General features: G+C 66.6%; 29 protein-coding genes. 20 read left to right on the top strand and 9 right to left on the bottom strand.

The annotated features are described in order from the left end of the window. Window positions 1–6 precede the first annotated feature (6 nt). Complete coding sequence (locus AC1Q5S_RS11760; protein WP_303837492.1) at window positions 7–471, top strand: thermonuclease family protein; 465 nt, start codon at window positions 7–9, stop codon at window positions 469–471. A 29-nt stretch (window positions 472–500) separates the two neighbouring features. On the opposite strand, the gene AC1Q5S_RS11755 is transcribed toward AC1Q5S_RS11760, so the two are convergent. Next, entirely contained in the window at window positions 501–1,430 is a 930-nt protein-coding gene (locus AC1Q5S_RS11755) for a DHH family phosphoesterase (protein ID WP_422203713.1), read from the bottom strand. A 96-nt stretch (window positions 1,431–1,526) separates the two neighbouring features. On the opposite strand from AC1Q5S_RS11755, the gene AC1Q5S_RS11750 reads away from it, so the two are divergent. The 3 genes from AC1Q5S_RS11750 to AC1Q5S_RS11740 all read left to right on the top strand — a co-directional run bounded on the left by AC1Q5S_RS11750 (window position 1,527) and on the right by AC1Q5S_RS11740 (window position 3,288). Further along, window positions 1,527–2,339 (top strand): pseudouridine synthase, encoded by an 813-nt coding sequence (locus AC1Q5S_RS11750; RefSeq protein ID WP_422203715.1) that lies wholly within the window; start codon window positions 1,527–1,529, stop codon window positions 2,337–2,339. Between the two features lie 112 nt (window positions 2,340–2,451). Continuing rightward, on the top strand, window positions 2,452–2,991 hold the full coding sequence (locus AC1Q5S_RS11745; protein WP_303838319.1) for a DUF924 family protein: 540 nt from the start codon (window positions 2,452–2,454) through the stop codon (window positions 2,989–2,991). Between the two features lie 153 nt (window positions 2,992–3,144). Continuing rightward, complete coding sequence (locus AC1Q5S_RS11740; protein WP_167544077.1) at window positions 3,145–3,288, top strand: hypothetical protein; 144 nt, start codon at window positions 3,145–3,147, stop codon at window positions 3,286–3,288. Window positions 3,289–3,310: 22 nt separating this feature from the next. Here AC1Q5S_RS11740 and ylqF read toward each other — a convergent pair whose 3' ends face one another. Next, a complete protein-coding gene (ylqF, locus tag AC1Q5S_RS11735) occupies window positions 3,311–4,261 on the bottom strand; it encodes a ribosome biogenesis GTPase YlqF (RefSeq protein WP_303838317.1) in 951 nt (316 codons plus the stop codon). An 85-nt stretch (window positions 4,262–4,346) separates the two neighbouring features. Here ylqF and AC1Q5S_RS11730 point away from each other — a divergent pair, with 85 nt between their 5' ends. After that, complete coding sequence (locus AC1Q5S_RS11730) at window positions 4,347–4,601, top strand: hypothetical protein (protein WP_303838316.1); 255 nt, start codon at window positions 4,347–4,349, stop codon at window positions 4,599–4,601. 14 nt (window positions 4,602–4,615) lie between these two features. Then, window positions 4,616–4,840, top strand: a complete 225-nt coding sequence (locus tag AC1Q5S_RS11725; RefSeq protein WP_422203718.1) for an oxidoreductase-like domain-containing protein — start codon at window positions 4,616–4,618, stop codon at window positions 4,838–4,840. A gap of 103 nt (window positions 4,841–4,943) precedes the next feature. Here AC1Q5S_RS11725 and gshA read toward each other — a convergent pair whose 3' ends face one another. Continuing rightward, window positions 4,944–6,467, bottom strand: a complete 1,524-nt coding sequence (gene gshA, locus AC1Q5S_RS11720; RefSeq protein ID WP_422203720.1) for a glutamate--cysteine ligase — start codon at window positions 6,465–6,467, stop codon at window positions 4,944–4,946. A 70-nt stretch (window positions 6,468–6,537) separates the two neighbouring features. Next, window positions 6,538–7,446, bottom strand: a complete 909-nt coding sequence (locus AC1Q5S_RS11715) for an SDR family NAD(P)-dependent oxidoreductase (protein WP_303838239.1) — start codon at window positions 7,444–7,446, stop codon at window positions 6,538–6,540. Window positions 7,447–7,557: 111 nt separating this feature from the next. On the opposite strand from AC1Q5S_RS11715, the gene AC1Q5S_RS11710 reads away from it, so the two are divergent. The 13 genes from AC1Q5S_RS11710 (at window position 7,558) to trhP (ending at window position 17,767) form a co-directional block, all read left to right on the top strand. Next, entirely contained in the window at window positions 7,558–8,442 is an 885-nt protein-coding gene (locus AC1Q5S_RS11710; protein WP_303838241.1) for an NUDIX hydrolase, read from the top strand. 104 nt (window positions 8,443–8,546) lie between these two features. Continuing rightward, a complete protein-coding gene (locus tag AC1Q5S_RS11705) occupies window positions 8,547–8,828 on the top strand; it encodes a DUF427 domain-containing protein (RefSeq protein ID WP_303838243.1) in 282 nt (93 codons plus the stop codon). 363 nt (window positions 8,829–9,191) lie between these two features. Then, entirely contained in the window at window positions 9,192–9,821 is a 630-nt protein-coding gene (locus tag AC1Q5S_RS11700; protein ID WP_422203723.1) for a DUF938 domain-containing protein, read from the top strand. Between the two features lie 14 nt (window positions 9,822–9,835). Continuing rightward, on the top strand, window positions 9,836–10,144 hold the full coding sequence (locus tag AC1Q5S_RS11695; protein ID WP_492238919.1) for a 2Fe-2S iron-sulfur cluster-binding protein: 309 nt from the start codon (window positions 9,836–9,838) through the stop codon (window positions 10,142–10,144). Window positions 10,145–10,317: 173 nt separating this feature from the next. Beyond that, window positions 10,318–11,439, top strand: a complete 1,122-nt coding sequence (ribBA, locus tag AC1Q5S_RS11690) for a bifunctional 3,4-dihydroxy-2-butanone-4-phosphate synthase/GTP cyclohydrolase II (RefSeq protein WP_303834862.1) — start codon at window positions 10,318–10,320, stop codon at window positions 11,437–11,439. A 3-nt stretch (window positions 11,440–11,442) separates the two neighbouring features. Continuing rightward, window positions 11,443–11,907: a 6,7-dimethyl-8-ribityllumazine synthase gene (gene ribH, locus AC1Q5S_RS11685; RefSeq protein ID WP_303834861.1), complete on the top strand. Its 465-nt coding sequence runs from the start codon at window positions 11,443–11,445 to the stop codon at window positions 11,905–11,907. Next, entirely contained in the window at window positions 11,904–12,467 is a 564-nt protein-coding gene (nusB, locus tag AC1Q5S_RS11680; protein WP_303834860.1) for a transcription antitermination factor NusB, read from the top strand. Before ribH ends, nusB begins: the two co-directional genes overlap by 4 nt. Window positions 12,468–12,540: 73 nt before the next feature. Next, a complete protein-coding gene (locus tag AC1Q5S_RS11675) occupies window positions 12,541–13,725 on the top strand; it encodes a pyridoxal phosphate-dependent aminotransferase (protein ID WP_303834859.1) in 1,185 nt (394 codons plus the stop codon). 8 nt (window positions 13,726–13,733) lie between these two features. Continuing rightward, on the top strand, window positions 13,734–14,150 hold the full coding sequence (ybgC, locus tag AC1Q5S_RS11670) for a tol-pal system-associated acyl-CoA thioesterase (protein ID WP_303834858.1): 417 nt from the start codon (window positions 13,734–13,736) through the stop codon (window positions 14,148–14,150). Beyond that, a complete protein-coding gene (gene tolQ, locus AC1Q5S_RS11665) occupies window positions 14,147–14,848 on the top strand; it encodes a protein TolQ (protein ID WP_026436020.1) in 702 nt (233 codons plus the stop codon). Before ybgC ends, tolQ begins: the two co-directional genes overlap by 4 nt. 14 nt (window positions 14,849–14,862) lie before the next feature. Beyond that, window positions 14,863–15,288 (top strand): ExbD/TolR family protein, encoded by a 426-nt coding sequence (locus AC1Q5S_RS11660; protein ID WP_303834857.1) that lies wholly within the window; start codon window positions 14,863–14,865, stop codon window positions 15,286–15,288. Between the two features lie 27 nt (window positions 15,289–15,315). Then, window positions 15,316–16,263, top strand: coding sequence for a cell envelope integrity protein TolA (gene tolA, locus AC1Q5S_RS11655; RefSeq protein WP_422203729.1), 948 nt, complete (start codon window positions 15,316–15,318; stop codon window positions 16,261–16,263). Window positions 16,264–16,372: 109 nt separating this feature from the next. Next, entirely contained in the window at window positions 16,373–17,767 is a 1,395-nt protein-coding gene (trhP, locus tag AC1Q5S_RS11650) for a prephenate-dependent tRNA uridine(34) hydroxylase TrhP (RefSeq protein ID WP_422203731.1), read from the top strand. 9 nt (window positions 17,768–17,776) lie between these two features. Here the strand turns inward: trhP and AC1Q5S_RS11645 are convergent, their stop codons facing one another. From AC1Q5S_RS11645 to AC1Q5S_RS11630, 4 genes are all read right to left on the bottom strand, one after another. After that, the gene (locus tag AC1Q5S_RS11645) at window positions 17,777–18,934 is read right to left on the bottom strand and encodes a CaiB/BaiF CoA transferase family protein (RefSeq protein ID WP_303834854.1); all 1,158 of its coding nucleotides are present in this window, start codon (window positions 18,932–18,934) and stop codon (window positions 17,777–17,779) included. A gap of 34 nt (window positions 18,935–18,968) precedes the next feature. After that, window positions 18,969–19,964 carry a tripartite tricarboxylate transporter substrate binding protein gene (locus AC1Q5S_RS11640; protein WP_422203734.1) on the bottom strand — a complete coding sequence of 332 codons (996 nt, stop codon included), beginning with the start codon at window positions 19,962–19,964 and terminating at the stop codon, window positions 18,969–18,971. A 40-nt stretch (window positions 19,965–20,004) separates the two neighbouring features. Further along, entirely contained in the window at window positions 20,005–20,997 is a 993-nt protein-coding gene (locus tag AC1Q5S_RS11635; protein WP_303834850.1) for a Bug family tripartite tricarboxylate transporter substrate binding protein, read from the bottom strand. Between the two features lie 100 nt (window positions 20,998–21,097). Then, complete coding sequence (locus AC1Q5S_RS11630; protein WP_303834849.1) at window positions 21,098–22,804, bottom strand: acyl-CoA dehydrogenase family protein; 1,707 nt, start codon at window positions 22,802–22,804, stop codon at window positions 21,098–21,100. Window positions 22,805–22,910: 106 nt separating this feature from the next. On the opposite strand from AC1Q5S_RS11630, the gene AC1Q5S_RS11625 reads away from it, so the two are divergent. Further along, window positions 22,911–23,795 (top strand): LysR family transcriptional regulator, encoded by an 885-nt coding sequence (locus tag AC1Q5S_RS11625; protein ID WP_303834847.1) that lies wholly within the window; start codon window positions 22,911–22,913, stop codon window positions 23,793–23,795. A gap of 199 nt (window positions 23,796–23,994) precedes the next feature. Here the strand turns inward: AC1Q5S_RS11625 and acnB are convergent, their stop codons facing one another. Then, complete coding sequence (acnB, locus tag AC1Q5S_RS11620; protein ID WP_422203737.1) at window positions 23,995–26,580, bottom strand: bifunctional aconitate hydratase 2/2-methylisocitrate dehydratase; 2,586 nt, start codon at window positions 26,578–26,580, stop codon at window positions 23,995–23,997. Between the last annotated feature and the right edge of the window lie 51 nt (window positions 26,581–26,631).

The following is a 26,631-nucleotide window of genomic DNA, read 5'->3' as shown; positions in this document are numbered from 1 at the left end:
ATCGCCATGGGCCTGATCTGCTCCACCCACGTACCCGTGTCCGTTTCTGTCCTGCTCTGCCTGGTCGTCGCCATCAGCGACGGCGATACCCTCACCGCCCGCTGCGGTGCACCCGGTGCCTACCAACAGGTGAAGGTGCGCATCGCGGCCATCGACGCCCCCGAGCGCAAGCAGGCCTTTGGCCAGAAGGCACGGCAGCACCTGGCGCAGATCTGCTTTCGGCAGCGCGCCACGCTGCACCGCCTGTCACACGATGCCTATGGCCGCACCGTGGCCACCGTGCGCTGCGGCACCACCGATGCCGCGGCGGCGCAGGTCAGCGCCGGCCTGGCATGGGTGTACACGCCCTATGCCGACCAGCACCCGCACCTGGCGCCATTGCAGCAGCAGGCCCGCGCCAGCCGCAGGGGTCTGTGGGCGCAGCCACGCCCGCAGGCACCGTGGGCCTATCGGCACCGGCACCAGCGTTGATCGCGCCGCGCCATGCCTTCGGGCAGGTTTCAATCGGTGGCCCCAGGCCGGGCGTTAAAAACGCCGCTGAGCAGTTCGGTGAGCCGCTCGGCCCCCATCTTGAAACCACAGGCCTGCGCATGGCCACCACCGCCCATGCTTTCGGCCAGCGCAATGCAGTCGAAATTGCGCTGCGCACGCAGCCCCACCTTCACACCCTTGGCGCCCGCGCTCCACATCAGCGCAAAGGTGCCCGTCTTGGCCGACAGCATGTCGCCCACCAGGCTGTGGAACATGCCGGGCGCGTTGACCATCAGGCCCTCGATGCCGTTGAACACCAGGGGCTGCGCGCCCTCGGCCAGATCAGCGGCGAGCTTGCGGTATTTTTCATCCATGGCCGCGCCCCGCGCCATGAAGGCCGCGATCTGGTCGGGGGTGAAGGCGGCAATCTCGCGCCAGCGCACAAAGCTCTGGGGTTCCATGTCGAGGGCAGACAGAAAGGCCGCGCTTTCGGGGAACTCCCATTTCCAGATGTCGCGGTCCTCGATGTATTTCAGCAGCTCCGGAACCGGCTGGTCGGGGTGAAAGAACTCCCACGCCAGGCGCGCGCCCGACTTGCCCATGTCAAAGTGCACCACGCCGCAGCGGCAGGCAAAGCCGGTGAGTTTTTCGGCGGCGCTTTTGTGGTGGTCCAGCATCACCAGCTTGGCGGCACGCGCTTCGATGGCGCGCAGGATGCCGGCCTCGAATGAAAAATCGAGAATATAGACAGCGCGCCCGTCCAGGGCCGGCAGGTCCTCCACCGACTGGACCTCGCCATGGTCCAGCCCCCGGTATTCAGCGCCGTCGCCGTAGTACAGCCATGCGGCCAGCGCGGCGCCAAAACCATCGGGGCAATTGCGGCCGTGGTACAGGACCAGGGGCGCGGGGTCGTTCTTGTCGGGGGCAACCAGCAGTTGCAGGGGGAGAATGGTTTTCATGGTGCCTGCGATTGTCGCGTGCGTGCATGGCGAAAGCGCCATGACCCGAATGCACGCCACGCAGGCAGCACAATGCCCAGCCACCGCCTTGCCACCATGACAATCCCCATGACGCCCCCCTTGCACATCCTCTGGCGCGACGCGCACCTGGTGGCCGTCTACAAGCCCGCGGGCTGGCTGGTGCACCGCACGGGGCTGGACGCGGGCGAGACACGTTTTGTGATGCAGACCCTGCGCGACCAGCTGGGCCAGCATGTGTACCCCGTGCACCGGCTCGACAAGGGCACCTGCGGCGTGCTGGTGATGGCGCTGCACAGCGATGCGGCCCGCGCGCTGTCGCAGGCCTTCGAGCACGGGGCCACCACCAAGCGCTACCTGGCCCTGGTGCGCGGCTGGGCACCCGAAGCCATCGAAGTGGACCACGCGCTCAAACCCGACGATGCCCCTTCGGATGCCGCCGTGCAGGACGCCCACACCCGTTTTCGCCGCCTGGCGCAGCTCACGCTGCCCGAGGCCAGCGACGCACGCTTTGCCAGCACCCGTGCCTCGCTGGTGGAGGCGGTGCCCACCACCGGCAGACGCCACCAGATCCGCCGCCACCTCAAGCACCTGGCGCACCCCATCATTGGCGATGCCACGCATGGCAAGGGCCCGCTCAACCGCTGGTGGGCCGAGCGGCTGGGCCAGCAAAGGCTGTGGCTGCATGCCTGGCAGCTCACGCTGCCCCACCCGGTGACGGGCGTGGCCCTGGCGCTGGACAGCGGCCTGCAATGGCCCACAGGCAACCACCCCGGCGCGGCCTGGGAGCCCCTCCATGCGGAGCCAGCGCACGACGACGACGCCCCCACCGCCGACTGGCAACGGCTGCTGGCACGCCTGCCGTGGAAGCCGTCAAGCCGCGCGCGCTAGCCGGTCTGCGCAGGCCTTCCGGGAGCGCCTTCAACCTATCGCTACATATTTAAGAGCACGCAGCGCTTTATCATCCAGCGCTACAAGCATATTCGACCAAAATTCCCACACCATGCAAGCCGAAGACATCCTCCATTTCTGGTTCGAAGAACTCTCGCCGGCGCAGCACTTTGCCCAGGAAGACGCGATCGACGCCATGATCCGCGTGCGCTTCGGCCCCACCTGGGAGGCGGCGCAGCGCTGTGCGCTGTGGAGGTGGCGTGCCACGCCGCAAGGCCGCCTGGCCGAGATCGTGGTGCTCGACCAGTTCTCGCGCAACATCCATCGCGGCACGCCGCTGGCGTTTGCACAGGATGCCCAGGCCCTGGTGCTGGCCCAGGAACTGGTGGCCGGCGGCCACGATGCGGCCCTGCCCCCGGCGCAGCGCGCCTTTGCCTACCTGCCCTACATGCACAGCGAATCCAGCGCCATCCACGCCCAGGCCATGGTGCTGTTCGACCAGCCGGGACTGGAGTCCAACCTGCGCTTCGAAGTGGCGCACCGCGACATCATTGCGCGCTTTGGCCGCTACCCGCACCGCAACGCCACGCTGGGGCGCGTGTCCACGCCGGGCGAGCTGGCATTTCTGGCCCAGCCGGGCTCGTCGTTCTGAGCGGGCGCCCCAGCATCACGGCCGGCGCGTGAACGACTCCGAGTCCCACCCCCAAGGCCCACCAGCGACCGCCCCGGCACAGGCCGGCCCTGCCGTTTTGTGACGTACCATCACCCCGAGGGGTCCCATCCCGAGACCCACCCAGGAGAATCCATGGCCAAAGGACAAATGCACAACAACAAGATGGCAAAAAAGCCGAAGAAAGACACATCGCCCCCCAAGGAGGGCCACGGTTCCGACCGCCCCATGCCGCCTGTCACGGCGGTCATTCCCCGCGGCAAGGACAAGAACAAATAGGCGACCGCAGGCGGGCGGCTGATCAGGGTTCGCGGGTGCCGCTGCCCTTTTTCTTGCGGTTTTCCCGCGCCTGCTTCCTGGCCTCGCGCTCGGCCTCCAGCAGTGCAGCGGCGGCCCGCCAGGCCTCGAACCCGGCCGGCGTTTCCAGCGTGATGCGCCCCAGAATGGCGGTGCGAAAGTCCGTCATCACGATCTCGGCGGTTTTTTGCAGGTTGACGCGCCCGCCGCCCAGCATGGCGCCGCGCTTTCGCCCAATGGCTTCGAGCAGTTCCTCGTCGTGCATCTCGGCCACCACGCCCGCAGGCAGGCCCAACTTGTAGCGGGCCTCCAGCAGCGGTGCGTAATTTTTCTGCAGACGCCGCAGCAGCTCTAGCGCCACCAGTTCCTCGTCGTAGGCATTGCGGCCAATGGCGCCGCTGGCGGCCAGGTTGTAGCCGCTCTCGACCACGCTGATGCGCGGCCAGAGCATGCCCGGCGTGTCCCACAGGTAGAAATCGTCGGCCAGCGTGATGCGCTGCTCCAGCTTGGTGATGCCGGCCTCGTCGCCCGTCTTGGCCTGGCGCTTGTTGGTGAGCGTGTTGATGAGCGTGGACTTGCCCACGTTGGGCACGCCGCAGATCAGCACGCGCATGGGCTTGGCCATGCCACCCCGGCCCGGGGCCAGCAGGTGGCAGGCGTCGATGAGCTTGCGCGCGGGCGCCGGGTCGGATGCATCGAGCGGCACGGCGCGCGTATCGCTCTGGGCGTTGTACCAGTCCACCCACAGCGCCGTGCACTCGGGGTCGGCCACGTCCTGCTTGTTGAGCACCTTGAGCGTGGGTTTGTGGCCCGTGAGTTCGGCCAGCAGCGGGTTGGCGCTGGAGCCGGGCAGGCGTGCGTCCAGCACCTCGATCACCACATCGATGTCCTTGATGCGTTCGGTGATGGCTTTTCGGGTCAGGTGCATGTGACCGGGGAACCACTGGATGGCCATGCGAGGGGTACTTTCTTGGAGTTTCGGTGCGGACTGAGGGTGGCAAGGATAATCGCGTCCCGTCTCCTCACGTTCCACGCCTGCCATGCCCTCACCATCCCACCGCCCCGCCAGCCCCGCCGACAAGGCCGACAAAGAGCTTTTGTTCAAGGGGGTCACCTGCGCACTGATCGGCCTGGTGGTGCTGATCGCGCCCTATGTGGCGCGCTCGCCCGGCGTGCAGGACATCATGGCGCAGTCGGCACTGGTGGGCTGGTTTGCGCTGGTGCTGGGCGGCGCGTTCCTGGTGCGCTATGCCATGCGCCGGGCAGCGGCGGCCAAGGCACGCGGCCGGCAGTGACGGCGGCCCTTCAGATGCTGGAACCCGCCCGCGCCACCGACGGCCCCTCGGCCCGCGCCATGTTCGCGGCGCTGCAGCAGCAGGCCCGGGCCCAGGGCCTGGCGCTGCGCGCGCCCCCGCCCGAGCCCACCACCTGCTGCGGACGCGGCTGCAACGGCTGCGTGTGGGAGGACTACCTCGATGCGGCCGAATACTGGCGGCAAGAGGTACTGCTGCAGATCACGCCCGTCATTTTTTAACGGAAATGGCATCCAGCGCTTGCCGAACAAGCGCTTGCAGCCATCATTTTTGCAAACCACCAACACCCGGCCGGCACCCCTGCGCCCAGGGTGGACCAGCGGTTCAGCCCAAGCCCTGCGCCGCCATGTAGTGCTGGCGCCATTCTTCAAAGGGCAGCGTGTCGGCTGCCTCGATGGCCTTTTGCGCCGCCACGGATTCGTCGGCCAGTGCGGCAAAACGTGCCTGCTGGGCAGCGCTCCAGGGCAAGGCCAGCAGCGCATCGCGCGCCAGGGCCGACTGCTGGGTGCTGAAGCCGGTGAAGCTGTTGCCGTGCGCTTGCGCCATGCGTTCGAGCACGCGGGCCGAAGGCGTCTGCTCCGGGTGGGCCAGGGTGGCGCGGGCGCTGGCCAGCGCGGCGCTGTAGTCGCTGCTGTGGTGCGTGGCGTCCAGCGCGGCGGCCAGCGGCGCGCACTCTTGCAGCACCTGGGCGGCCCAGTCCACCAACGGCACGCTGCGCCCGTTGCGCAGCAGGCACAGGCCCGACTCGCGGCCGCGCGCGGCCGTGAGGTGCTGGTTGTGCTTGAGCTCGGTGATCTCTTGCGGCGTGTCGGGCGGGCTGTCGGACAGCAGGCAGTGCAGCAGGAACACGTCGAGCAGCCGCATGGTTTCAGCCGTGATGCCCACGGGCACGAATGGGTCCAGGTCCATCAGGCGCACCTCGACATATTCGACGCCGCGCTCGCGCAGCGCGTGCAGCGGGCGCTCGCCGGGCTGGATCACGCGCTTGGGGCGGATGGTGCCGTAGAACTCGTTCTCGATCTGCAGCAGGCTGGTGCCCAGCTGGTTGTAGTCGCCACCCGGGTTGACGATGCCCACGGCCTCGTAGGCGGGGTAAGGCTTGGTCAGCGCCTCGTGCAATGAGTCGGCATAGCCGCTGAGGCCGTTGTAGCTCACGGCCAGCGTGGCCTGCGCGTCGCTCTGGTAGCCCAGGCGGCCCATGCGCAGCGAGGTGGCGTGCGGCAGGTACAGCGCCTGTTCACTCAGGCGCTGCATGGCGTGCGGGCGTCCCTGCGCAAAGCAGGGGCACAGCGCGGGCGAGGCGCCAAACAGGTACAGCAGCACGAAGGCATGGCGGCGGAAATTGCGGATCAGCGCGAAATACTGTTCGCTCGTCACGCCGGGCATCGACCAGTTGTAGTGGATGCCGCAAATGGTCTGCATGCGCCGGCCATAGCGGTGGCCCAGGCCCATGCGGTAGACGCTCTTGGCACGCCCGACGTTGGAGCTGCCATAGCGCGCCAGCGGAATGGTTTCGTCGGTGGGCAGGCGGCACGGCATGCTCGACACCCACAGCATCTCGTCGCCCTGCTCGTGCAGCGCGCGCAGGGCGAACTGGTGGATCTCGGTGAGTTCGTCCAGGCACTGCTGCACGCCCCGGTGGGCGCCCGTGACCAGTTCGATCTGCGACTCGCTGTAGTCGGTGGTGATGTGGGGGTGGGTGAGCGCCGAGCCCAGCGCCGCCGGGTGCGGCGTGAGGGCCAGATCACCCGTGGGCAGCACGCGCAGGCCCTCTTTTTCGATGCCGCGGCGGATGCCGGCCAGGGCCTCGGGGGGGCAGGCGGTGATGTGTTGCTGCAAGGTGCTCATATCTTGGTTATCGATTTTCGGGGTCGGCCCGGAACTTAGCACGGCGCCGCGCCGTCCGCCTGCCGCCAGATCAAGCCCTTGCGGCCAGGGCCTTGCCCACTTCGTTGCTGCCCTGGGCCGCGCCGCTTTGTGGTATCAGCTCGCCAGTGCGGTCGGTCACCTCGGCCAGGCGCGCGGCCAGTTGCTCGGGAACATCGGCGCCCAGACCCAGATGAACGCCCTGCGTGAGCGTGATGTGCGCCGCCTCGAAGGTGCCCGCGCCCGCGCACAGGATGGTGCGCGTGGGCGCGCTCTCGTGCGCCAGCACCAGCATGGCGGGCACCACGGCCTCGGGCTTGAGCGCGGCCAGCACCTCTTCGGGCATCAGGCCCTCGGTCATGCGGGTGGCGGCGGTGGGTGCCAGGGCGTTGACATGGATGTGGTGCTTGGCCCCCTCGATGGCCAGCGTCTGCATCAGACCCACCTGCGCCAGCTTGGCCGCCCCATAGTTGGTCTGGCCGAAGTTGCCGTACAGGCCGGTGGACGAGGTGGTCATGACGATGCGGCCGTAGTCCTGCGCCACCATGTGCGGCCAGACGGCCTTGCAGCAATGGGCGGCGCCCATCAGGTGCACGTCCACCACGAGGCGGAAGTCCGCCATGTCCATCTTGGCAAAGCTCTTGTCGCGCAGGATGCCTGCGTTGTTCACCAGAATGTCCACCCGACCCCAGGCGTCAATGGCCTGCTGCACCATGGCCTGCACGGCGGCCAAGTCGGTGACCGAGGCACCATTGGCCAGCGCCTCGCCGCCGGCGGCGCGGATTTCATCGACCACCGACTGGGCCGGACTGACCGAGCCACCCTCGCCATGCACGCCGCTGCCCAGGTCGTTGACCAGCACCTTGGCGCCGCGCGCCGCCAGTGCCAGCGCATGCTGACGGCCCAGGCCACCGCCTGCGCCCGTCACGATGGCCACGCGGCCCTTGAATTCGATCGCCATGCTGCAATTACCCCCCTGTGTTGTGAATGTGCAAAATAGGGTTGCACTCTACGCCACAACGCCCCGCCTGCCAGTCCGGCCCGTGACTGCCAGGCCCACTGAAAGCCCCCCATGCAGCCTGCCGCACCCGTTGATTCCGAAACTCCCCGCGCCGCCGCCACCGTGGTGCTGCTGCGCGAGGCCGACACCGGCCCCGAGGTGCTGCTGCTGCGCCGCCACGCCAAGGCATCGAACATGGCGGGGGTGTATGTGTTTCCCGGCGGCAAGCTGGATGCCGAGGACTCCACCCTCGATGCAGCCACCCACCTCGACCAGCCGCACGCCACCTTGCATGCCAGTCTGAACGAACCCGACACCGACGGCCCCATCGCCGCCGGCCTGTACGTGGCCGCGCTGCGCGAGGCGCTGGAGGAATGCGGCCTGCTGCTGGCCGAGCCGCTGGATGCCGGCACCCCCCTGGATGCCGACCAGGCGCGTACGCTGCTGCGCGCGGGCCAGCCTTTTGCCCAGGTGCTGTCGGCACTGCGGCTGCGCCTGCAAACGCGCCACCTCGCGCCCTGGTCGCGCTGGATCACGCCGCTGGCACCCACCATGGGCACGCGCCGCTTTGACACCCGCTTTTTTGTCGCCCAGGCGCCCGCCGGCCAGACCGCACGGCACGATGACGAGGAAACCACCGACAGCGTGTGGCTGGCACCGCGCAAGGCGCTGGAGCAATACCGCGACGGCGCCATCGACCTGGCCCCGCCGCAGATCATGAGCCTGGCCCATCTGGCGCGCCACGCCAGCGTGGCCAGCGTGCTGAGCGCCGCACGCAGCCAGCGCCCGCCGCTCATCCTGCCCGAACCGTTTGACCACGACGGCGTGCGCGTGCTCTGCTACCCCGGCGATGCCATGCACCCGGTGCGCGAGCGCGCCCTGCCCGGCCCCACGCGGCTGCACTACCGCGCGCGCCGCTTCACCCCCGAAGCGGGCTTTGACGCGCTGTTTGACTGACGCGTGAAAAGGCACCAGTGGCGCAGGTCAAACTATTTCATTGATAGCTTCAAACGCTTAATCAACAAGCGATTCAACCCATTTTTACGGAGAAAGGATTTCCCATGAAAGCCAGCTGGAAGGGCGTGGTCGTTGCCGAGAGCGATGACACCGTGGTGGTGGAAGGCAACCACTACTTTCCCGAGAGCGCGCTCAAGCGCGAGTACTTCACCTTCAGCAACCACAAGACCACCTGCGCCTGGAAAGGGCAGGCCAGCTACCTGTCGCTGCTGGTCGATGGCGAGATGAACACCGACGCGGCCTGGTTCTATGCCGACCCCAAACCAGAAGCTGAAGAAATCCGCGGCCGCGTGGCGTTCTGGAAAGGCGTGCAGGTCACCGCCTGAGCCGCCGGCAAGCCGCGCCGGTTATCCCTGCGTGCGCTGGACAATCATGTGGATAAGTGTGGACAAGCCCTGTATGGCAACGCCAAGTGCTTGATTTGTAAAGCGATCCCCTGCGCCGCCTGTTTTTTAGGCAGCGCCGGCCGCAGCAATACCGGCTTATCCCAGCCCGCACTGGACAATGGTGTGGATAACTTTTGACAAGTCCTGTATGGCGCCGCCAAGTCCTTGATTCGTAAAGAAATCCATCGCATTGCCCGATTTTTAAGCAATCACCGCGTGCACCGCCCATCGCCATTCACACTCCTTTTTCAATAGCTATTACTGCTTGCTGGAAAAGCGCTGCAACCTCTTTTGACCCCAACCATGCCCACCGATGCCCGTGCACACAGCCCTGCCGCCGAGCGCAACAGCGGCCCCATCCTGGCGGTGCTGCAGGCCCTGCTGCCCCAGCAGGGCGCCGCGCTGGAGATTGCCAGTGGCACCGGCCAGCACGCGGCCTGCTTTGGCGCAGCCTTGCCCGGCTGGACCTGGCAGCCCACGGATGCCACACCCCAGGGTTTTGCGTCGATAGCCGCCTGGAGCGCCGACGCCCCGAACGTGCGTGCGCCGCTGCTGCTGAATGTGCTGTCCGATGGCTGGCCCGGCACCGGCCCCGCCTTTGCCGCGCCCTTTGACCTGATCTACTGCGCCAACATGCTGCACATCGCGCCCTGGGCGTGCTGCGCCAGCCTGATGCAGGGCGCCGCACGCCACCTGGCGCCCACGGGGCAGCTCGTCACCTACGGTCCCTATCTCGAAGACGGCGTGCCCACCGCCCCCGGCAACCTGGCGTTCGATGCCAGCCTGCGCGCACAGAACCCGGCCTGGGGCATCCGCGCCCTCGGCGACGTGGCCCGCCAGGCGCAACACGCCGGCCTGCACCTGGCCGCACGCCACGCACTGCCCGCCAACAACCTGCTGCTGGTGTGGCAACGCACCGCCCCCAGCCACTGACCTGCCCTGGAACCATGAGCGATTCTTTTCTTTCCCCCATGACCGCCCCCTTTTTCACGGCCCGCGTCGCGCCCGGCGGCGCGCAGTGCGATGCCTGGCCCGACCAGCCGCTGCTGGTCTCGCTCGAACAGGGTGGCATCGACTGGCCCAGTTCCTGCCGCAACGGCACCTGCCGCACCTGCCTCACGCAGCTGCGCCAGGGCAGCGTGCGCTACGAGATCGAGTGGCCAGGGCTGTCGGCCGAAGAAATGGCCGATGGCTGCGTGCTGCCCTGCGTGGCCTATCCCGTGAGCGATATCGAACTGCAGGCCAGCCCGGACTGAACTAAAATCGCCGGCTTCGGAGTTCTGCGCACCGCGCCGACCTCTGCACCGTGCGGCGGCGCCGCATCGCATGTTCTTTGGGGCGGGCCTAGCGGGCCCGCACAGCCGTCTGGCCTCGGGAACCTGCGCTGCCGCCCGACCGCTCACTGCGGCCCCCAACGAAAGCCCTCCCAATGAACACCCCCCTCACCCCCGCGCACATCTCACCGGTGCAAGACATCGTGGCCGAGATGCGCGCCGGGCGCATGGTCATCCTGGTGGACGAAGAAGACCGTGAAAACGAAGGCGACCTGGTCCTGGCCGCCGAACATGTCACGCCCGAAGCCATCAATTTCATGGCGCGCTTCGGCCGCGGCCTGATCTGCCTGACGCTCACCCGCGAACGCTGCGAGCACCTCAAGCTGCCGCCCATGGCCACGCGCAACGGCACCGTGTACAGCACGGCCTTCACGGTCTCGATCGAGGCCGCCGAGGGCGTGACCACCGGCATCTCGGCCGCCGACCGCGCGCGCACCATCCAGGTGGCCGTGGCCAAGGGCAGCCAGGCCGCCGACCTGGTGCAGCCCGGCCATGTCTTCCCGCTGCAGGCGGTGGACGGCGGCGTGCTCATGCGCGCGGGCCACACCGAGGCCGGCTGTGACCTCTCGGCCATGGCCGGCTGCAGCCCCGCCGCCGTGATCTGCGAGATCATGAAAGACGACGGCACCATGGCGCGCCTGCCCGATCTGCAGATTTTTGCCGCCGAACACGGCATCAAGATCGGTACCATCGCCGACCTGATCGAGCACCGCAGCCGCAATGAATCGCTGATCGAGAAGATGGGCCAGCGCACCCTGCAGACGGCCTACGGCGAGTTCACCGCCCACGCCTACCGCGACAAGCCCAGCCGGGCCGTGCACCTGGCCCTGGTCAAGGGCGAGTGGAGCGCCGACGACGTGGTGCCCGTGCGCGTGCACGAGCCGCTGTCGGTGCTCGATGCACTCGAAGTGAACCGCTCCATGCACTCGTGGGGCCTGGACACCAGCCTGCATTACATCTCCAGCCAGGGCCAGGGCGTGGCCGTGCTGCTCAATTGCGGCGAAAGCGCCGCGCAGTTGCTGGAGCAGTTCGAAGGCACGGCGCGTGCCTCGCAGGCCCCCGAGCGCGGCCGCATGGACCTGCGCACCTACGGCGTGGGCGCCCAGATCCTGCGCGAAGTGGGCGTGCACAAGATGCAGCTCATGGGCCAGCCGCGGCGCATGCCCAGCATGGCCGGCTACGGACTCGAAATCACCGGCTACATCCCGAAGGAATAAACCATGTTTGGCGCAGACAAAGGAACAGCGGACAAGCTCGATGGCAAGAAACTGCACATCGGCATCGTCCAGGCCCGCTTCAACGAAGGCATCACCAACGCGCTGGCCCAAGCCTGCCTCGACGAGCTGCGGGCCCTGGGCGTGCCCGAAAAGCACATCCAGCATGTGCTGGTGCCGGGCGCCCTGGAAGTACCCGTGGCCCTGCAGGCCATGGCCGAAAGCGACAGCTTCGACGCACTGATCGCCCTGGGCTGCATCATCCGCGGCGAAACCTACCACTTCGAACTGGTGGCCAACGAATCCGGCGCGGGCGTGACCCGGCTGTCGCTCGACTACCAGCTGCCCATTGCCAACGCCATCATCACCACCGAGAACCTGGAGCAGGCGATTGCCCGCCAGACCGACAAGGGCCGCGATGCCGCCCGCGTGGCGGTGGAAATGGCCAATCTGCTGGAAGAACTGTCATGAGCGATCCCACCACCCCCGCCGCGCCCCCGTCTGCCAGCCCCCCGAAACAGGCCCGCACCGGGCTGAAAAGCAATGGCGTGCGCAAGGCAGCCTCCAAATCCAACCGCAGCCGCGCCCGCGAGTTTGTGCTGCAGGCGCTGTACCAGCACCTCGTGGGGCGCAACGAGGCCGCGGCCATTGATTCGTTCACGCGCGACCTGGCCGGCTTTCACAAGGCCGACGCCGCGCACTACAACGCCGTGCTGCACGGCTGCATCAACGCCTCCGCTGAACTCGATGCCCTGATCACGCCGCTGCTCGACCGCAAGATGGCCGAGATCTCGCCCATCGAGCACGCCGCCATGTGGATCGGCGTGTACGAGTTCCAGCACTGCCTGGATGTGCCGTGGCGCGTGGTGCTCAACGAGTGCATCGAGCTGGCCAAGGAATTTGGCGGCACCGATGGCCACAAGTATGTGAATGCCGTGCTCAACGGCCTGGCGCCCCGCCTGCGCGCAGCCGAGGTGGCGGCCGACAAGGGCGCAGCGCCCGCAGCCGCCGGCACCAGCGCCAGCGCCTGAAACGGCACCCCAGGGGCCGCCTGCGGCCCGCCCTTTTTCGCCACGCCGCCCCGCGCGGGCAGGACCTCTCCCCATGAAGTTTTCCAGGCGCGCCGAGCGCATTGATCCGTTTTATGTGATGGAAGTGGCCAAGGCCGCACAGGCCATGGCCCGCGAGGTGGCGGGCAGCAGCCAGCCCATGATCTTCCTGAACATTGGCGAGCCCGATTTCACGGCGCCCCCGCTGGTGCAGGAAGCCGCCGCACGCGCCGTGCACGACGGCGCCACGCAGTACACACAGTCGCTGGGCTACGAGCCCCTGCGCGAGCGCATCAGCGGCTGGTACCAGCAGCGCTTCGGCGTCAACGTGCCGGCCCGCCGCATCGTGGTCACGGCGGGCGCCTCGGCGGCGCTGCACCTGGCCTGCCTGGCACTGATCGAGGCCGGCGACGAGGTGCTGATGCCCGACCCCAGCTACCCCTGCAACCGGCATTTCGTGAGCGCCGCCGAAGGCAATGCCGTGCTGGTTCCCACCACCGCCGCCGAGCGCTACCAGCTGAGCGCCGAGAAGGTGCAAGCGGCCTGGAACAGCAAGACGCGCGGTGTTCTGCTGGCCTCGCCCTCCAACCCCACGGGCACGTCCATTTCGCCGGGCGAGCTGCGCCGCATCCACGGCGTGGTGCAGGAGCGCGGCGGCGTGACGATGATCGACGAGATCTACCTGGGCCTGTCGTACGACGACGCCTTCGGCCAGACGGCGCTGGCCATCGACGACCACGTCATCAGCATCAACAGTTTCAGCAAGTACTTCAACATGACCGGCTGGCGCCTCGGGTGGATGGTGGTGCCCGATGCCATGGTGCCCGTGGTCGAGCGCCTGGCGCAGAACCTGTTCATCTGCGCCAGCACCGTGTCGCAACTGGCGGCCATGGCCTGCTTCGAGGCCGAGAGCATCGCCGAATACGAACGCCGCCGTGCCGAGTTCAAGGCCCGCCGCGACTACTTCATCCCCGAACTGCAGGCCCTGGGCCTGGCCGTGCCCGTGATGCCCGACGGCGCCTTTTATGCCTGGGCCGATTGCACCCGCGCCTGCGAAAAACTCGGCGTGCAGGGCAGCTGGGATTTTGCGTATGAAGTCATGCGCCGCGCCCATGTGGCCGTGACGCCGGGGCGCGACTTCGGCACTGCCGAAACACAGCGTTTCGTGCGTTTTTCCACCGCCAATTCGATGGCGCAATTGCAGGAATCGGTGGCGCGCCTGCGCTCGCTGCTGGGCTGATGACCACCATGGCGTTCGAATTCCCCATCCGCATCTATTGGGAAGACACCGATGCCGGCGGCATCGTTTTCTATGCCAACTACCTCAAGTTCTTCGAGCGTGCCCGCACCGAGTGGCTGCGCTCGCTGGGCCTGGGCCAGCAGCGATTGCGGGAACAAACGGGCGGGATGTTCGTCGTAACCGATGCCCGCCTGCGCTATCTGCGCCCGGCCCGCCTTGACGATGCACTCATTGTTACCGCCCATTTGCAGGAAACAGGCCGTGCATCCTTGACAATAGTGCAGCAGGCGCTATTGAATAATGAGCAAATATCCAGCCAACCACCCATTCTGCTGAGCGAAGGCACCATCCGTATCGGCTGGGTGGACGCCGCGAGCATGCGTCCCGCAAGAATCCCGAACACCCTTCTGGAACAACTTTCATGAATTCCCAAGACATGTCCATCGTCTCCCTGGTGCTGCACGCCAGCTGGGTGGTACAACTCGTCATGCTGCTGCTGCTGGGCGTCTCCGTCGCCAGCTGGGCCGCCATCTTTCGCAAGCTGTTCGCCCTGAAGCGCGTGAAGGCGCTCAACGAGGATTTCGAGCGCGACTTCTGGTCGGGCACCAGCCTCAACGACCTGTACGCCAGCGCCGCGCAGAACGCCAAGAGCGCCGGGCCGATGGAACGCATCTTTGCCAGCGGCATGCGCGAACACCAGAAGCTGCGCGAACGCCGCATCACCGACCCCGGCACGCTGCTCGACGGTGCCCGCCGCGCCATGCGCGCCAGCTTCCAGCGCGAGATGGACGTGGTCGAATCCAGCCTGTCCTTCCTGGGCTCGGTGGCCTCGGTCAGCCCCTATGTGGGCCTGTTCGGCACGGTGTGGGGCATCATGCACGCCTTCACGGGCTTTGCCGGCATGGAGCAGGTCACGCTGGCCACCGTGGCACCTGGCATCGCCGAAGCGCTGGTGGCCACCGCCCTGGGCCTGTTTGCCGCCATTCCCGCCGTGATTGCCTACAACCGCTTCGCGCGCGACATCGACCGCGTGGCCACCCACCAGGAGACCTTCATCGAGGAGTTCTCCAACATCCTGCAGCGCAACCTGGGCGCCCACCCCGGCTCGCCCTCGGGCCACTGAGCCTGGAGACCGACATGCCCGCAATGGCCTCGCGCACCGGCAGCCGCCGCCGCTCCATGAACGAGATCAACATGGTGCCCTTCATCGACGTGATGCTGGTGCTGCTCATCATCTTCATGGTGACGGCGCCCATGCTCACGCCCAGTTCCGTCAATGTGCCCTCCGTCGGCAAAGGTGCCAAGGTGCCCAAGACACGCGCCGACGTGATCGTTGAAAAGGACGGCAGCGTGCGCTTCAAGGCCGACGGCAACGAGCGCCCGGTGCCGCTGCAAAGCCTGGGCGCCACGGCCAGGAACTGGCTCAAGGACCAGCCCGAGGACACGCCCGTGCTCATCAGCGCCGACAAGAACGTTTCCTACGAATCGGTCATGAAGGCCATGTCGGCCCTGCAACAGGCCGGTGTGCCCCGCGTCGCACTGGCCGTCAAGAGCGGCGGCTGAGCACCGACCCGCCCCCATCGAAATCGCATGCACGCCCACGACGACCGCGACCAGTTTGCCCCACCCCGCCCGCCGGCCCGCCTGCGCGCCATTGCGCTGGCCGTGCTGGCGCACGCCATCCTGATTGGCGCCCTGACATGGGGAGTGAATTGGAAAAGCAGCGCCGACATGCCGGCCGTGGAGGCCGAACTGTGGTCGGCCGTCCCGCAACAGGCAGCCCCCCGCGCGGTCGAACCCCCGGCGCCCCCACCCGAGCCGGTGCCCGTGCCACCCCGGCCCACCCCTGCCCCGCCGCCACCTCCACGGCAGGCTGCACCGGACACCCGCGAAGCCGACATCGCCATCGAGCGCGAGAAAAAGCGCCTGGAACAAGAAAAGAAAGAGCGCCAGCAGCAGCTCGACCGCGAGAAGCGTGAGCGCGAACGCAAGGAAGAGGAACGCCGCGAGCGCCTGGAGCAAGAAAAAAAGGACCGCCTGCAAAAGGAGAAGGCCGAGCGCGAGAAAGAGCGGCTGGAAAAGCAAAAGCAGCTGGCCGAGGACAAGAAGCGCCAGGCCCAGGAAGACCAGCGCAAGCAGGAAGCCGCCGAAAAGGCCAGCGCCAAGGCCGCCGAAGCCCGCCGTCAGGAAAATATCCGCCGCATGCAGGGCCTCGCCGGAGCGACCGGAGGCGAAACCGCCACGGGCACCGCCAGACAGAGCTCCGGCCCCTCGGGCAGCTATGGGGGCAAGGTGGCCGCCAAGGTCCGGCCCAACATCGTGTACCCCGACGCCGTGGCAGGCAACCCGCGCGCCGTGGTGCAGGTGCGCGCCGCCCCCGATGGCACCATCGTGGGCACGAAACTGATCCAGTCCAGCGGCAACAAGGCCTGGGACGACGCCGTACTGCGCGCACTCGACAAGACCGGGTCGCTGCCCCGCGATGTGGACGGGCGCGTCCCGTCCACGCTGGATATAGGTTTTCGCCCACAGGACTGAAAAACCCGGCGCACGGGCTGTGGCGCCGCTTCGGCGCACCCCGACCCCAACCTGCCGTTTTGCTGAGCCAGCGCAGAGCCGTTTTCATGGCCTCGGCCACAATCGACACATGACCCTGAAAAGCCCCGAACTTCTGCTGCCCGCCGGCTCGCTCGCCAAGATGCGCGCCGCCTACGACTTCGGCGCCGATGCCGTCTATGCCGGCCAGCCGCGCTATTCCCTGCGCGCGCGCAACAACGAGTTCCGCCTGGAGCAGATCCAGCAGGGCATCGAGGAAGCTCATGCGCGCGGCAAGAAGTTCTTTCTCACCAGCAACCTGCTGCCGCACAACGACAAGGTGCGCACCTACCTGCGCGACATCGAGCCCATCATCGCCATGCGGCCCGATGCCCTCATCATGGCCGACCCCGGCCTGATCATGATGGTGCGCGAGCGCTGGCCCGGGGCGGAAATCCACCTCTCGGTACAGGCCAACACCACCAACTACGCGGCGGTGAAGTTCTGGCAGCAGGTGGGCGTCAAGCGCATCATCCTGTCGCGCGAACTCTCTCTCGACGAGATCGCCAGGATCCGCCAGGAATGCCCCGACATGGAGCTCGAAGTGTTCGTGCACGGCGCGCTGTGCATCGCCTACTCGGGCCGCTGCCTGCTCTCGGGCTACTTCAACCGCCGCGACAGCAACCAGGGCACCTGCACCAATGCCTGCCGCTGGAACTACGCCACGCAACCCGCAGCGGTGGACCCCAACACGGGCGAAGCCATGGCCCAGCGCATGGACGGCGACTTCCACTTTCAGCAGGCCCAGGAAGACGACAACGCGGCCTTTGCCGCCTGCGGCGGCGGCGCGCGCCACCCGCTGGCCGACCAGGTCTATCTACTCGAAGAAAAAGAACGCCCCGGCCAGCTCATGCCCATCATGGAAGACGAGCACGGCACCTACATCATGAACAGCAAGGACCTGCGCGCCGTCGAGCATGTGCAGCGGCTGGTGGAGATCGGTGTCGACTCGCTCAAGATCGAGGGGCGCACCAAGAGCCAGTACTACGTCTCGCGCACGGCGCAGATCTACCGCCGCGCCATCGACGATGCCGTGGCCGGCCGCCCGTTCAACCCCGAGCTCATCACCGAGCTCCAAGGCCTGTCCAACCGCGGCTACACCGCGGGTTTCCTGGAGCGCCGCCCCGCCAACGACTACCAGAACTACGAGACCGGCAGCTCCGAAAACCAGCGCAGCCAGTTCGTCGGTGAAGTCAAGGCCGTGCAAGACGGCTGGGCCGAGGTGGAGACCAAGAACCGCTTTACCGTGGGCGACATGCTGGAGATCATCCATCCCAGCGGCAACCGCACGCTGCGGCTCACGCAGATGCGGAGCCTGGATGGGGAGCCGATGCAAGTGGCTTTGGGCAACCCTCTGCGCGTGCGCATTCCGTTGGATGGCTCTGTGGTGGGAGCCTTGATCGCGCGCTTGCTGCAACCTGCCGGGCTCAACGCCGGGCAGGGCTGATCCGCACCCTCATTTCAGCGTCCGATCACTCTCCGCCATGGGCAAGAAATCCTGCCCCTCGCTCAAGGGCGCGAACCGGTAGCTGGCCGGCGTGCGTCCCAGCTTCACGGGAGCTCCCAGGCCCTGGTAGCCGTCCATGCGCACCACCATGTCGCGGTGCAGGGTATGCGGATGCTGCAAGGCCTGCTCCACGTTCAGCACCGGGGCGGCGGGCACGCCGATAGCCATCAGCGCATCGGCCAGCGGCACACCGTCGTGGGCCGCGAACGCCTGCTCCAGCAGGGGCTTGAGCACGGCGCGATGCACCGAGCGCTGGCCCGCCGTGGCGAAACGCTCGTCGTCGGCCAGCGCTTCCTGGTCGATGTGCTTGCACAGCAGCCGGAACTGCCGGTCGTTCCCAACCGCCAGGAAAATAGGCGCGCTGCCCGTACGGATCACGTCGTAGGGGTAGATATTGGGGTGGGCATTGCCCGTGCGCTGCGGGATCTTGCCGCTCATGAACCAGTTGGCCGCGTGCGGGTGCAAAAGTGACAAGCCCGAGTCGTACAGCGCGGCATCCACCAGCTGCCCCAAGCCGCTCCTGGCGCGCTCGTGCAGCGCCAGCAGCACGCCGATCACGGCGTTCAGGCCCGTGACCATGTCCACCACGGGCAGTCCCACGCGCAGCGGGTCGCCGTCGGCATCGCCGTTGATGCTCATGAGCCCGGCCATGGCCTGGATGGCGGCGTCGTAGCCCGGCAGGTTGCCCAGCGGGCCGTCGGCGCCGAAGCCCGTCACCCGGCACCAGACCAGGTGCGGAAAGTCATGCCGCACCTGCTCGTAGCCGATGCCCCACTTCTCCATGGTGCCGACCTTGAAATTCTCCACCACCACGTCGGCCTGGGCCATGAGCTCGCGCACGCGCTGCTGGCCTTCTGCGGCCGACAGATCGAGGAACTGGATACGCTTGTTGCGGTTCAGGCCGAAGTAGTACGACGCCACGCCGTCGCGGAAGGGCGGCCCCCACGCGCGCGTGTCGTCGCCCTGCGGTGGCTCCACCTTGAGCACATCGGCCCCATGGTCGCCCAGGATCTGGCCACACAGCGGCCCGCCCAGGATGCGCGAAAGATCGAGCACTTTGATGCCTGCGAGCGCGCCCGCGCAAGAAGGTGTGGCACTGGTATTCATGGGTGTGGATTCATCGTGTCAAACGCACCGCCGCTCACTTGGGTTGCGTGCTGAAAGTGGATTTGAAACGCTCCATCCGGCCCTTCTCGCGGGTAAAAGTGTTCTTTGCGTACTGCGCGAACTCCTCCGAACTGCGGTAATTGAGCGGCTGGTTGAGCTGGTCGAGGATCTTGCGCCCCTCTGCCGATTCCAGTGCTGCCTTGAATGCGTCGTGCAGAATCCGTGCCCGCTCGGACAACAAACCTTCCGGCCCCGCAATACCATACGGAGACTCAATCACTACATCGACACCCTCCTCGCGCAGCGTGGGCACATCCGGGAACTGCGGCACCCGCTTGGGCGTGAACATCACCAGGTAGCGCATCCGGCCGGACTGGATGTGCGATGACGCCATACCGGAGAGCACACCCGCATCGATGTGGCCACCCAGCAAATCGGTCGCCTGCTCCGCATCACCCTTGTAGGGCACGCGGTTGAAATCGACGTTCACAGTCTGCACCAACTCGCTCAGCACAATGCTGGGTGTCTGCACCGGCCCGGCTGCGCCGACGGAGACCTTGCCTGGGCGCCTGCGTGCGTCGGCCAGAAAATCACTCCAGTTTTTCCAGGGCGCGTCCTGCCGCACGGCCAGCCCGAAGGTGTAATCCGTCATGCCCATGAGGTAGGTGAGCTTCATCGGATCGAAGTTCACGCGATTGAGGTAGGGCTCGCGGTACACACTGGCGGGCAGCACTGCGATGGTGTAACCATCGGGCTGCGCACGCGCAAGTTCAGCAGCGCCAAAGGTGCCGTTGGCGCCTGGCTTGTTGTCAATGATGACGGGCTGCTTGAGCAGCGCACCAGCCTGCTGTGCGATCACGCGCAGGTGCGTGTCGGTCGGACCGCCAGCTCCGTAAGGAACTACCAACCGAACTGGCTTGGCAGGAAATCCGTCAGGCTGCGCTGCTGCCACCGGATGCAGCGCTGTTGCCATCGAGCCCGCAATAGCTGCCGCCAGCATTTGGCGGCGCGAAAACTTGTCGTTGTGCATATTTGTCTCCTGTGTCGTCAGTGGATGGGCAAGGCGCGGGTCAATCAAGCCGCACGCCTGACTGCTCAACCACCCTGGCCCATTTGTCAACCTCGGTCTTGATGAAGTGCCCCAGGTGGGCTGGCGTTTGGTCAGGCGATGCCTCCAGCCCCTGCGCCGCAAAGGTCTGCTTGACCTTGTCTGTCGCCAACACGCGCGTGAACGCCTGGTTGAGCACCTTGAGGCGTTCGGCGGGCGTGCCCTTGGGGGCCACCACGCCGAAGAACACACTCACGTCATAGCCCTTCAGGTCGTTGCCGCCCTGCTCGGCGATGGTGGGGATGCCCGGCATGGCGCTGGAGCGCCTGGCCGTGGCCACGCCCAGGGCTTTCACCTTGTCGCTCTTGATGTAGGGCATGGCGGTGAGGATGTCGGTAAAGGTCATGTCCACCTGCCCCGCCAGCAGATCGTTGAGTGCCGGCCCCGTGCCCTTGTAGGGCACATGCACCAGCTGCGTGCCCGCCATGCCGTTGAACAGCACACCGGCCAGGTGCGAGGAAGCGCCATTGCCCGAGGAGGCGAAATGGAGCGTGCCGGGCTTGGCCTTCTCCTTGGCAATCAGCTCCTGCACGCTGTTCACGCCGAGATTGGGGCGCACCACCAGGACGTTGGGCAGGTAGCCCACGTAGATGATGGGCTCGAAGCTGGTGCGCGGGTCGTATTTGAGGCCCTTGTACAAGCTGTGGTTGATGGCCAGCGGCCCCGAGGTGCCGAACATGATGGTGTAGCCGTCGGGGGTGGCACGCGCCACGGCATCGGCGCCGATGTTGCCACCCGCGCCGGCACGGTTGTCCACTACCACGCTCTGGCCCAATTCGCGCGTCAGCTCGATGGCCAGGATGCGCGCCATGGCGTCGGTGGGCCCGCCGGGCGGGAACGGTACGACGAATGTGACAGGGCGCTCTGGAAATTTGTCCTGCGCCCCGGCGGGCAGGGCCGCCGCCAGGGCGGCACCCGCGATCAGGCCGAACACGGCACGTTTGGCAATCTGCATGGTCTGTCTCCTTCTGTGGTTTTATTAGCTGCTTGCGCTTGATGGAGAAGCGCTTCAATCGCATTCCCCCACTGAGGGGTGCCTGGGTTCCGGCCCCTATTCAGGCCAGCCAGTCGGCCGGCACACCGCCATCGGCCAGCGGGTCGCGCGGCAGCACGCGGTGCGCAAGCACCAGTTGCGACAGGCGCAGGCGCTCGGCCGAACCGGTCTGGCCCGCCTCCCAGGCCATGGCAATGGCCGTGGTGCAGTGGTACAGGCCGGAGGCGGCCTGGCGTGCCAGCCGCTCGCCCCCCTCCGCCGCGGCGCGTTCGCCCAGCCGGATCGCACGCGCCAGCGCCTGCTCCAGGGCCTGGCGGTAGGCAGCGGTGATGGCGCCGGTCTCGGCCAGCAGGCCGCGCAGGTAGTCGTTGAGCACCGGCAGCGAGCCCTCGCGCTTGATGGCGCGCACGACATCCAGCGCCACGATGTTGCTCGTGCCCTCCCAGATCGAGCCCAGATGGGCATCACGCACCAGGCGCGGGTCGGCCCACTCCTCGATGTAGCCGCAGCCGCCGCGCACCTCCATGGCATCGCCCGTGGCCTTGCGCGCGTCGCGGCAGGCGCGGAACTTGATCAGGGGCGTGAGGATGCGCAGGAGCGCGTAGGCCGTCTTGTCGCCCGCATCCGAACGCGCCAGCGTCTGCGCCGTCTGGAACACCATGGTGCGCGCCTGCTCGGCTGGCACGCGCAGCTTGTCCAGCTGCACCCGCATCAACGGCAGATCCTGCAGACGGCGACCGAACGCCCAGCGCTCGCGGGCGATGAACTCGGCCTCGGCCACGGCGCGGCGCATCATGCCGGCCGAGCGCATGCCGTTCGAGAGGCGCGAATTGTTCACCATGTCGGCCATCTGCACGAAGCCCCGGCCCTGCTCGCCCACCAGATAGGCCACGGCGCCGTCCATGCGGATCTCGCCGCTGGCCATGGAGCGTGTGCCCATCTTGTCCTTCAGGCGCACGATGTGGTAGTGGTTGGTGCTGCCGTCGTCCTTGATGCGCGGCAGCAGGAACAGCGAGATGCCCTTCATGCCGGGCGGCCCGCCATCGACGCGCGCCAGCACCATGCCAAAGCCCGCGTCGGGGTTGGAGCAGAACCACTTCTCACCATACAGGCGCCAGCTGCCGTCCTCCTGCGGGTAGGCCATGGTCAGCGTATTGGCGATATCCGAGCCCGCGGCCTGCTCGGTCATGAACATCGAGCCCTGCACGCTCGCGTCGAAATCCATGGCCAGCAGCGTGGGCAGGTATTTGTCCACCAGCTTCTGCTCGCCGTATTTTTTGAGCGTGCGCGTGAGCGAGTCCGTCATCGACAGCGGGCAGCACAGGCCGAACTCCGACTGCACGAACAGATAGGTCAGCGCGTACTTGACGATGGGCGGCATCTTGCCCTTCCAGCCCAGCATGTCCTCGCGGTGCGAGATCGCGGCCAGGCCGAACTGCTGGTAGGCGACCTTTTCCATTTCGATATAGGCCGGGTGCTTGACGATGCGCTGCACCTCCTTGCCGGCGCGCGAACGCATCTCCAGCGTCGGCGGGTTGCGGTCGGCCTCCAGCGCCCAATCGTCCACGGCGCCACCAGCCAGCTCACCCATGCGCTCGAAGTAGGGCTGCAGGTGGGCATACAGGTCGGCCGGCAGGTACAGCGCCAGCAGCTGCTGCAGCTCGGTGTCGCTGGTGTAGTAGTTCACGTGGCCGCGGTCGGGCACGGGGTGGGCGGCGGCGCTGGCCTGGGCCAGGGCGGTCATCTGGATCGAGTCATTGGCGGACATGGCAAGTCTCCTGAGCATTGTCGTGACCGCCATTGCACCCGCCTTAAGTATTCAAGTCCAATATCATTAAACACTTCTTCAATACTTATCTTGAATTCTTATGGCCATGGAACTGCGGCTGCTGCACTACTTCGTGACCCTGGCCGAGGAGCTGCACTTCAGTCGTGCGGCCCAGCGGCTGTGCATTTCCCAGCCGCCGCTGAGCGTGGCCATCAAGCAGCTGGAGGAAGAGCTCCAGGCGCAGCTGTTCGAGCGCAGCAGCAAGGGCGTGCGGCTCACGGCGGCGGGCGAACATCTGCTGGGCAAGGCGCGCCAGCTGCTGGATTTGAGCCACCAGGCGGCCCAGGAAACACGCGACGTGGCCCAGGGCACGCGCGGCCACCTGCGCCTGGGCTTCGTGGGCTCCAGCCTGTACCGCGGCCTGCCCCAGGCGCTGGAACAGTTGCAGCGGTCCCACCCCCAGGTGCGCGTGGACATGCTGGAGGCCAACAGCGCGGAGCAGATCCAGGGTCTGCTGCAGATGCGGCTGGACGTGGCGCTGGTGCACTCCATCCAGCCGCCCAAGGGCATTGCCAGCCAGCTGATCATGGAAGAACCTTTTGTGGTCTGCCTGCCCGAGCAACACCCACTGTGTGCCCGCGCCAACGTTGACCTCGCCGAGCTGCACAATGACCGGCTTATCCTGTTTTCCAACCTGGTCTCGCCCACCTACCACCAGCGCATCTACGAGATGTGCCTGGCCCACGGCTTCGCGCCCGAGGTGCGCCACGAGGTGCGCCACTGGCTGTCAGTGATCTCGCTGGTCTCGCTGGGCCAAGGCGTGGCCCTGGTACCTGCCGCGCTGGAACGCGTGGGCCTGCCGCGCCTGGTATTCCGGCCACTGCAGGGCACCCACCCATCCTCCGAAATGCTGGCGATGTGGCGCAGCGCGCCCGCTAATCCGCTGGTGCAGGCACTACTGACCCATCTGAGCGCAGCCGCGAAAACATAGCCCCCCTTCCCGATAGACCAGGACTACGCGCCCGGGGACATCCCCCGACACGAAAACCCATGCGGCGCTCACGCGACGAGTGTTCATCCTTTAGCAAGACGACACCCTTATTCGATAAGCGCCAATAAAGACAACAGCAAAAAGCCCGGTGCTCTTGCGAGCACCGGGCTTTTTTTCAACCGTGGAGGGCGGGAACCGCTCAGGCGGCCACGCCGTCGGCCACGTCCTTGTACTCGGCGATCTGGTCGAAGTTCATGTACTTGTAGATCTTGTCGCCGTTGGCGTTGATCACACCGATGTCGGCCAGGTATTCGGCCTTGGTCGGAATGCGGCCCAGCTTGGAGGCGATGGCCGACAGCTCGGCGGAACCCAGGTACACATTGGTGTTCTTGCCCAGGCGATTGGGGAAGTTGCGCGTGCTGGTGGACATCACGGTGGCGCCTTCCTTGACCTGTGCCTGGTTGCCCATGCACAGCGAGCAGCCCGGCATTTCCATGCGGGCACCGGCGGCACCGAACACGCCATAGTGGCCTTCTTCGGTGAGCTGGTGCGCGTCCATCTTGGTCGGAGGCGCCATCCACAGCTTGACCGGGATGTCCTTCTTGCCTTCGAGCAGCTTGGAAGCCGCGCGGAAATGGCCGATGTTGGTCATGCAAGAGCCGATGAACACTTCGTCGATCTTGGCGCCGGCCACGTCCGACAGCGTCTTGGCGTCATCGGGGTCGTTCGGGCAGCAGACGATGGGTTCGGTGATCTCGGCCAGGTCGATCTCGATCACGGCGGCGTATTCGGCGTCGGCATCGGGCGCCAGCAGCTCGGGCTTGGCCAGCCAGGCTTCCATGGCCTGGATGCGGCGGCCGATGGTGCGCGCGTCGGCGTAGCCCTGGGCGATCATGTTCTTGAGCAGCACGATGTTCGAGTTGATGTACTCGATGATCGGCTCCTTGTTCAGGCGCACGGTGCAACCGGCGGCAGAGCGCTCGGCCGAGGCATCGGACAGCTCGAACGCCTGCTCGACCTTCATATCGGGCAAGCCTTCGATTTCGAGGATGCGGCCCGAGAAGATGTTGACCTTGCCCTGCTTGGCCACCGTCAGCAGCCCTGCCTTGATGGCGTACAGCGGAATCGCGTGCACCAGGTCGCGCAGCGTGACGCCGGGCTGCATCTGGCCCTTGAAGCGCACCAGCACCGATTCAGGCATATCGAGCGGCATGACGCCCGTAGCCGCAGCAAAGGCCACCAGACCGGAGCCGGCCGGGAAGCTGATGCCGATGGGGAAACGGGTGTGCGAGTCGCCGCCCGTGCCCACGGTATCGGGCAGCAGCATGCGGTTGAGCCAGCTGTGGATGATGCCGTCGCCGGGCTTGAGCGAGATGCCGCCGCGCGTGCTGATGAAATCAGGCAGCTCGTGGTGCATCTTCACGTCCACGGGCTTGGGGTATGCAGCCGTGTGGCAGAACGATTGCATCACCAGGTCGGAGCTGAAGCCCAGGCAGGCCAGGTCTTTCAGCTCATCGCGGGTCATGGGACCGGTGGTGTCCTGCGAGCCAACCGAGGTCATGCGGGGTTCGCAGTAGGTGCCCGGCAGCACGCCCTGGCCTTCAGGCAGGCCGCAAGCGCGCCCGACCATCTTCTGCGCCAGCGTGAAGCCCTTGCCGGTAGCGGCGGGCACCTGCGGCAGGCGGAACATCGTGGAGGGCGCCAGACCCAGGGCCTCGCGTGCCTTGGTGGTCAGGCCACGGCCGATGATCAGCGGAATGCGGCCACCGGCGCGCACTTCGTCGAACAGCACATCGCTCTTGACCGTGAACTCGGCGATCACCTTGCCATCCTTGAAGGCCTTGCCTTCATAGGGACGCAACTCGATCTCGTCGCCCATGTTCATCTGGCTCACGTCGAGCTCGATCGGCAGCGCGCCAGCGTCTTCCATGGTGTTGTAGAAGATCGGAGCGATCTTGGAGCCCAGGCAGACGCCGCCGAAGCGCTTGTTCGGCACGAAGGGAATGTCTTCGCCGGTGAACCACAGCACGCTGTTGGTGGCGGACTTGCGGGAAGAACCGGTACCGACCACGTCGCCCACATAGGCCACGAGGTTGCCCTTGGCGCGCAGGTCTTCGATGAATTTCACCGGACCGCGCTTGCCGTCTTCTTCGGGCGTGATGCCGTCGCGCTTGTTCTTGAGCATGGCCAGCGCATGCAGCGGGATGTCGGGGCGGCTCCAGGCGTCGGGCGCAGGCGACAGGTCATCGGTGTTGGTTTCGCCCGTGACCTTGAGCACCGTGAGCTTGATGCTTTGCGGCACTTCGGGGCGGCTGGTGAACCACTCGGCATCGGCCCAGCTCTGCAGCACGGACTTGGCGAAGGCGTTGCCCTTGTCGGCCTTTTCCTTGACGTCATGGAACTGGTCGAACATGAGCAGCGTCTTCTTGAGCGCTTCGGCGGCCACCGAGGCCACGGCAGCGTCGTCCAGCAGATCGATCAGCGGCGTGAGGTTGTAGCCACCCAGCATGGTGCCCAGCAGTTGCGTGGCCTTCTCGCGGCCGATGAGGCTGCACACCTCCGTGCCATGGGCCACGGCGGCCAGGTAGCTGGCCTTGACCTTGGCGGCGTCGTCCACACCGGCGGGCACGCGGTGCGTGATCAGATCGACCAGAGTGGCTTCCTCGCCAGCGGGCGGGTTCTTCAGCAGCTCGATCAGTTCGCTGGTCTGCTTGGCGCTCAGGGGCAGTGGTGGAATGCCCAATGCAGCGCGTTCTGCCACATGGTCACGGTAGGCTTTCAACATCAATTTTCTCCGGTTGCGTTCTATTCAAAGTGGGGCGGGTGCGTGCCGGAC

The organism is Acidovorax sp. GW835-FHT14B10, assembly GCF_058793725.1.
Note: the sequence above shows the minus strand (reverse complement) of the source record. Positions and strands in the feature narration are given on the sequence as shown.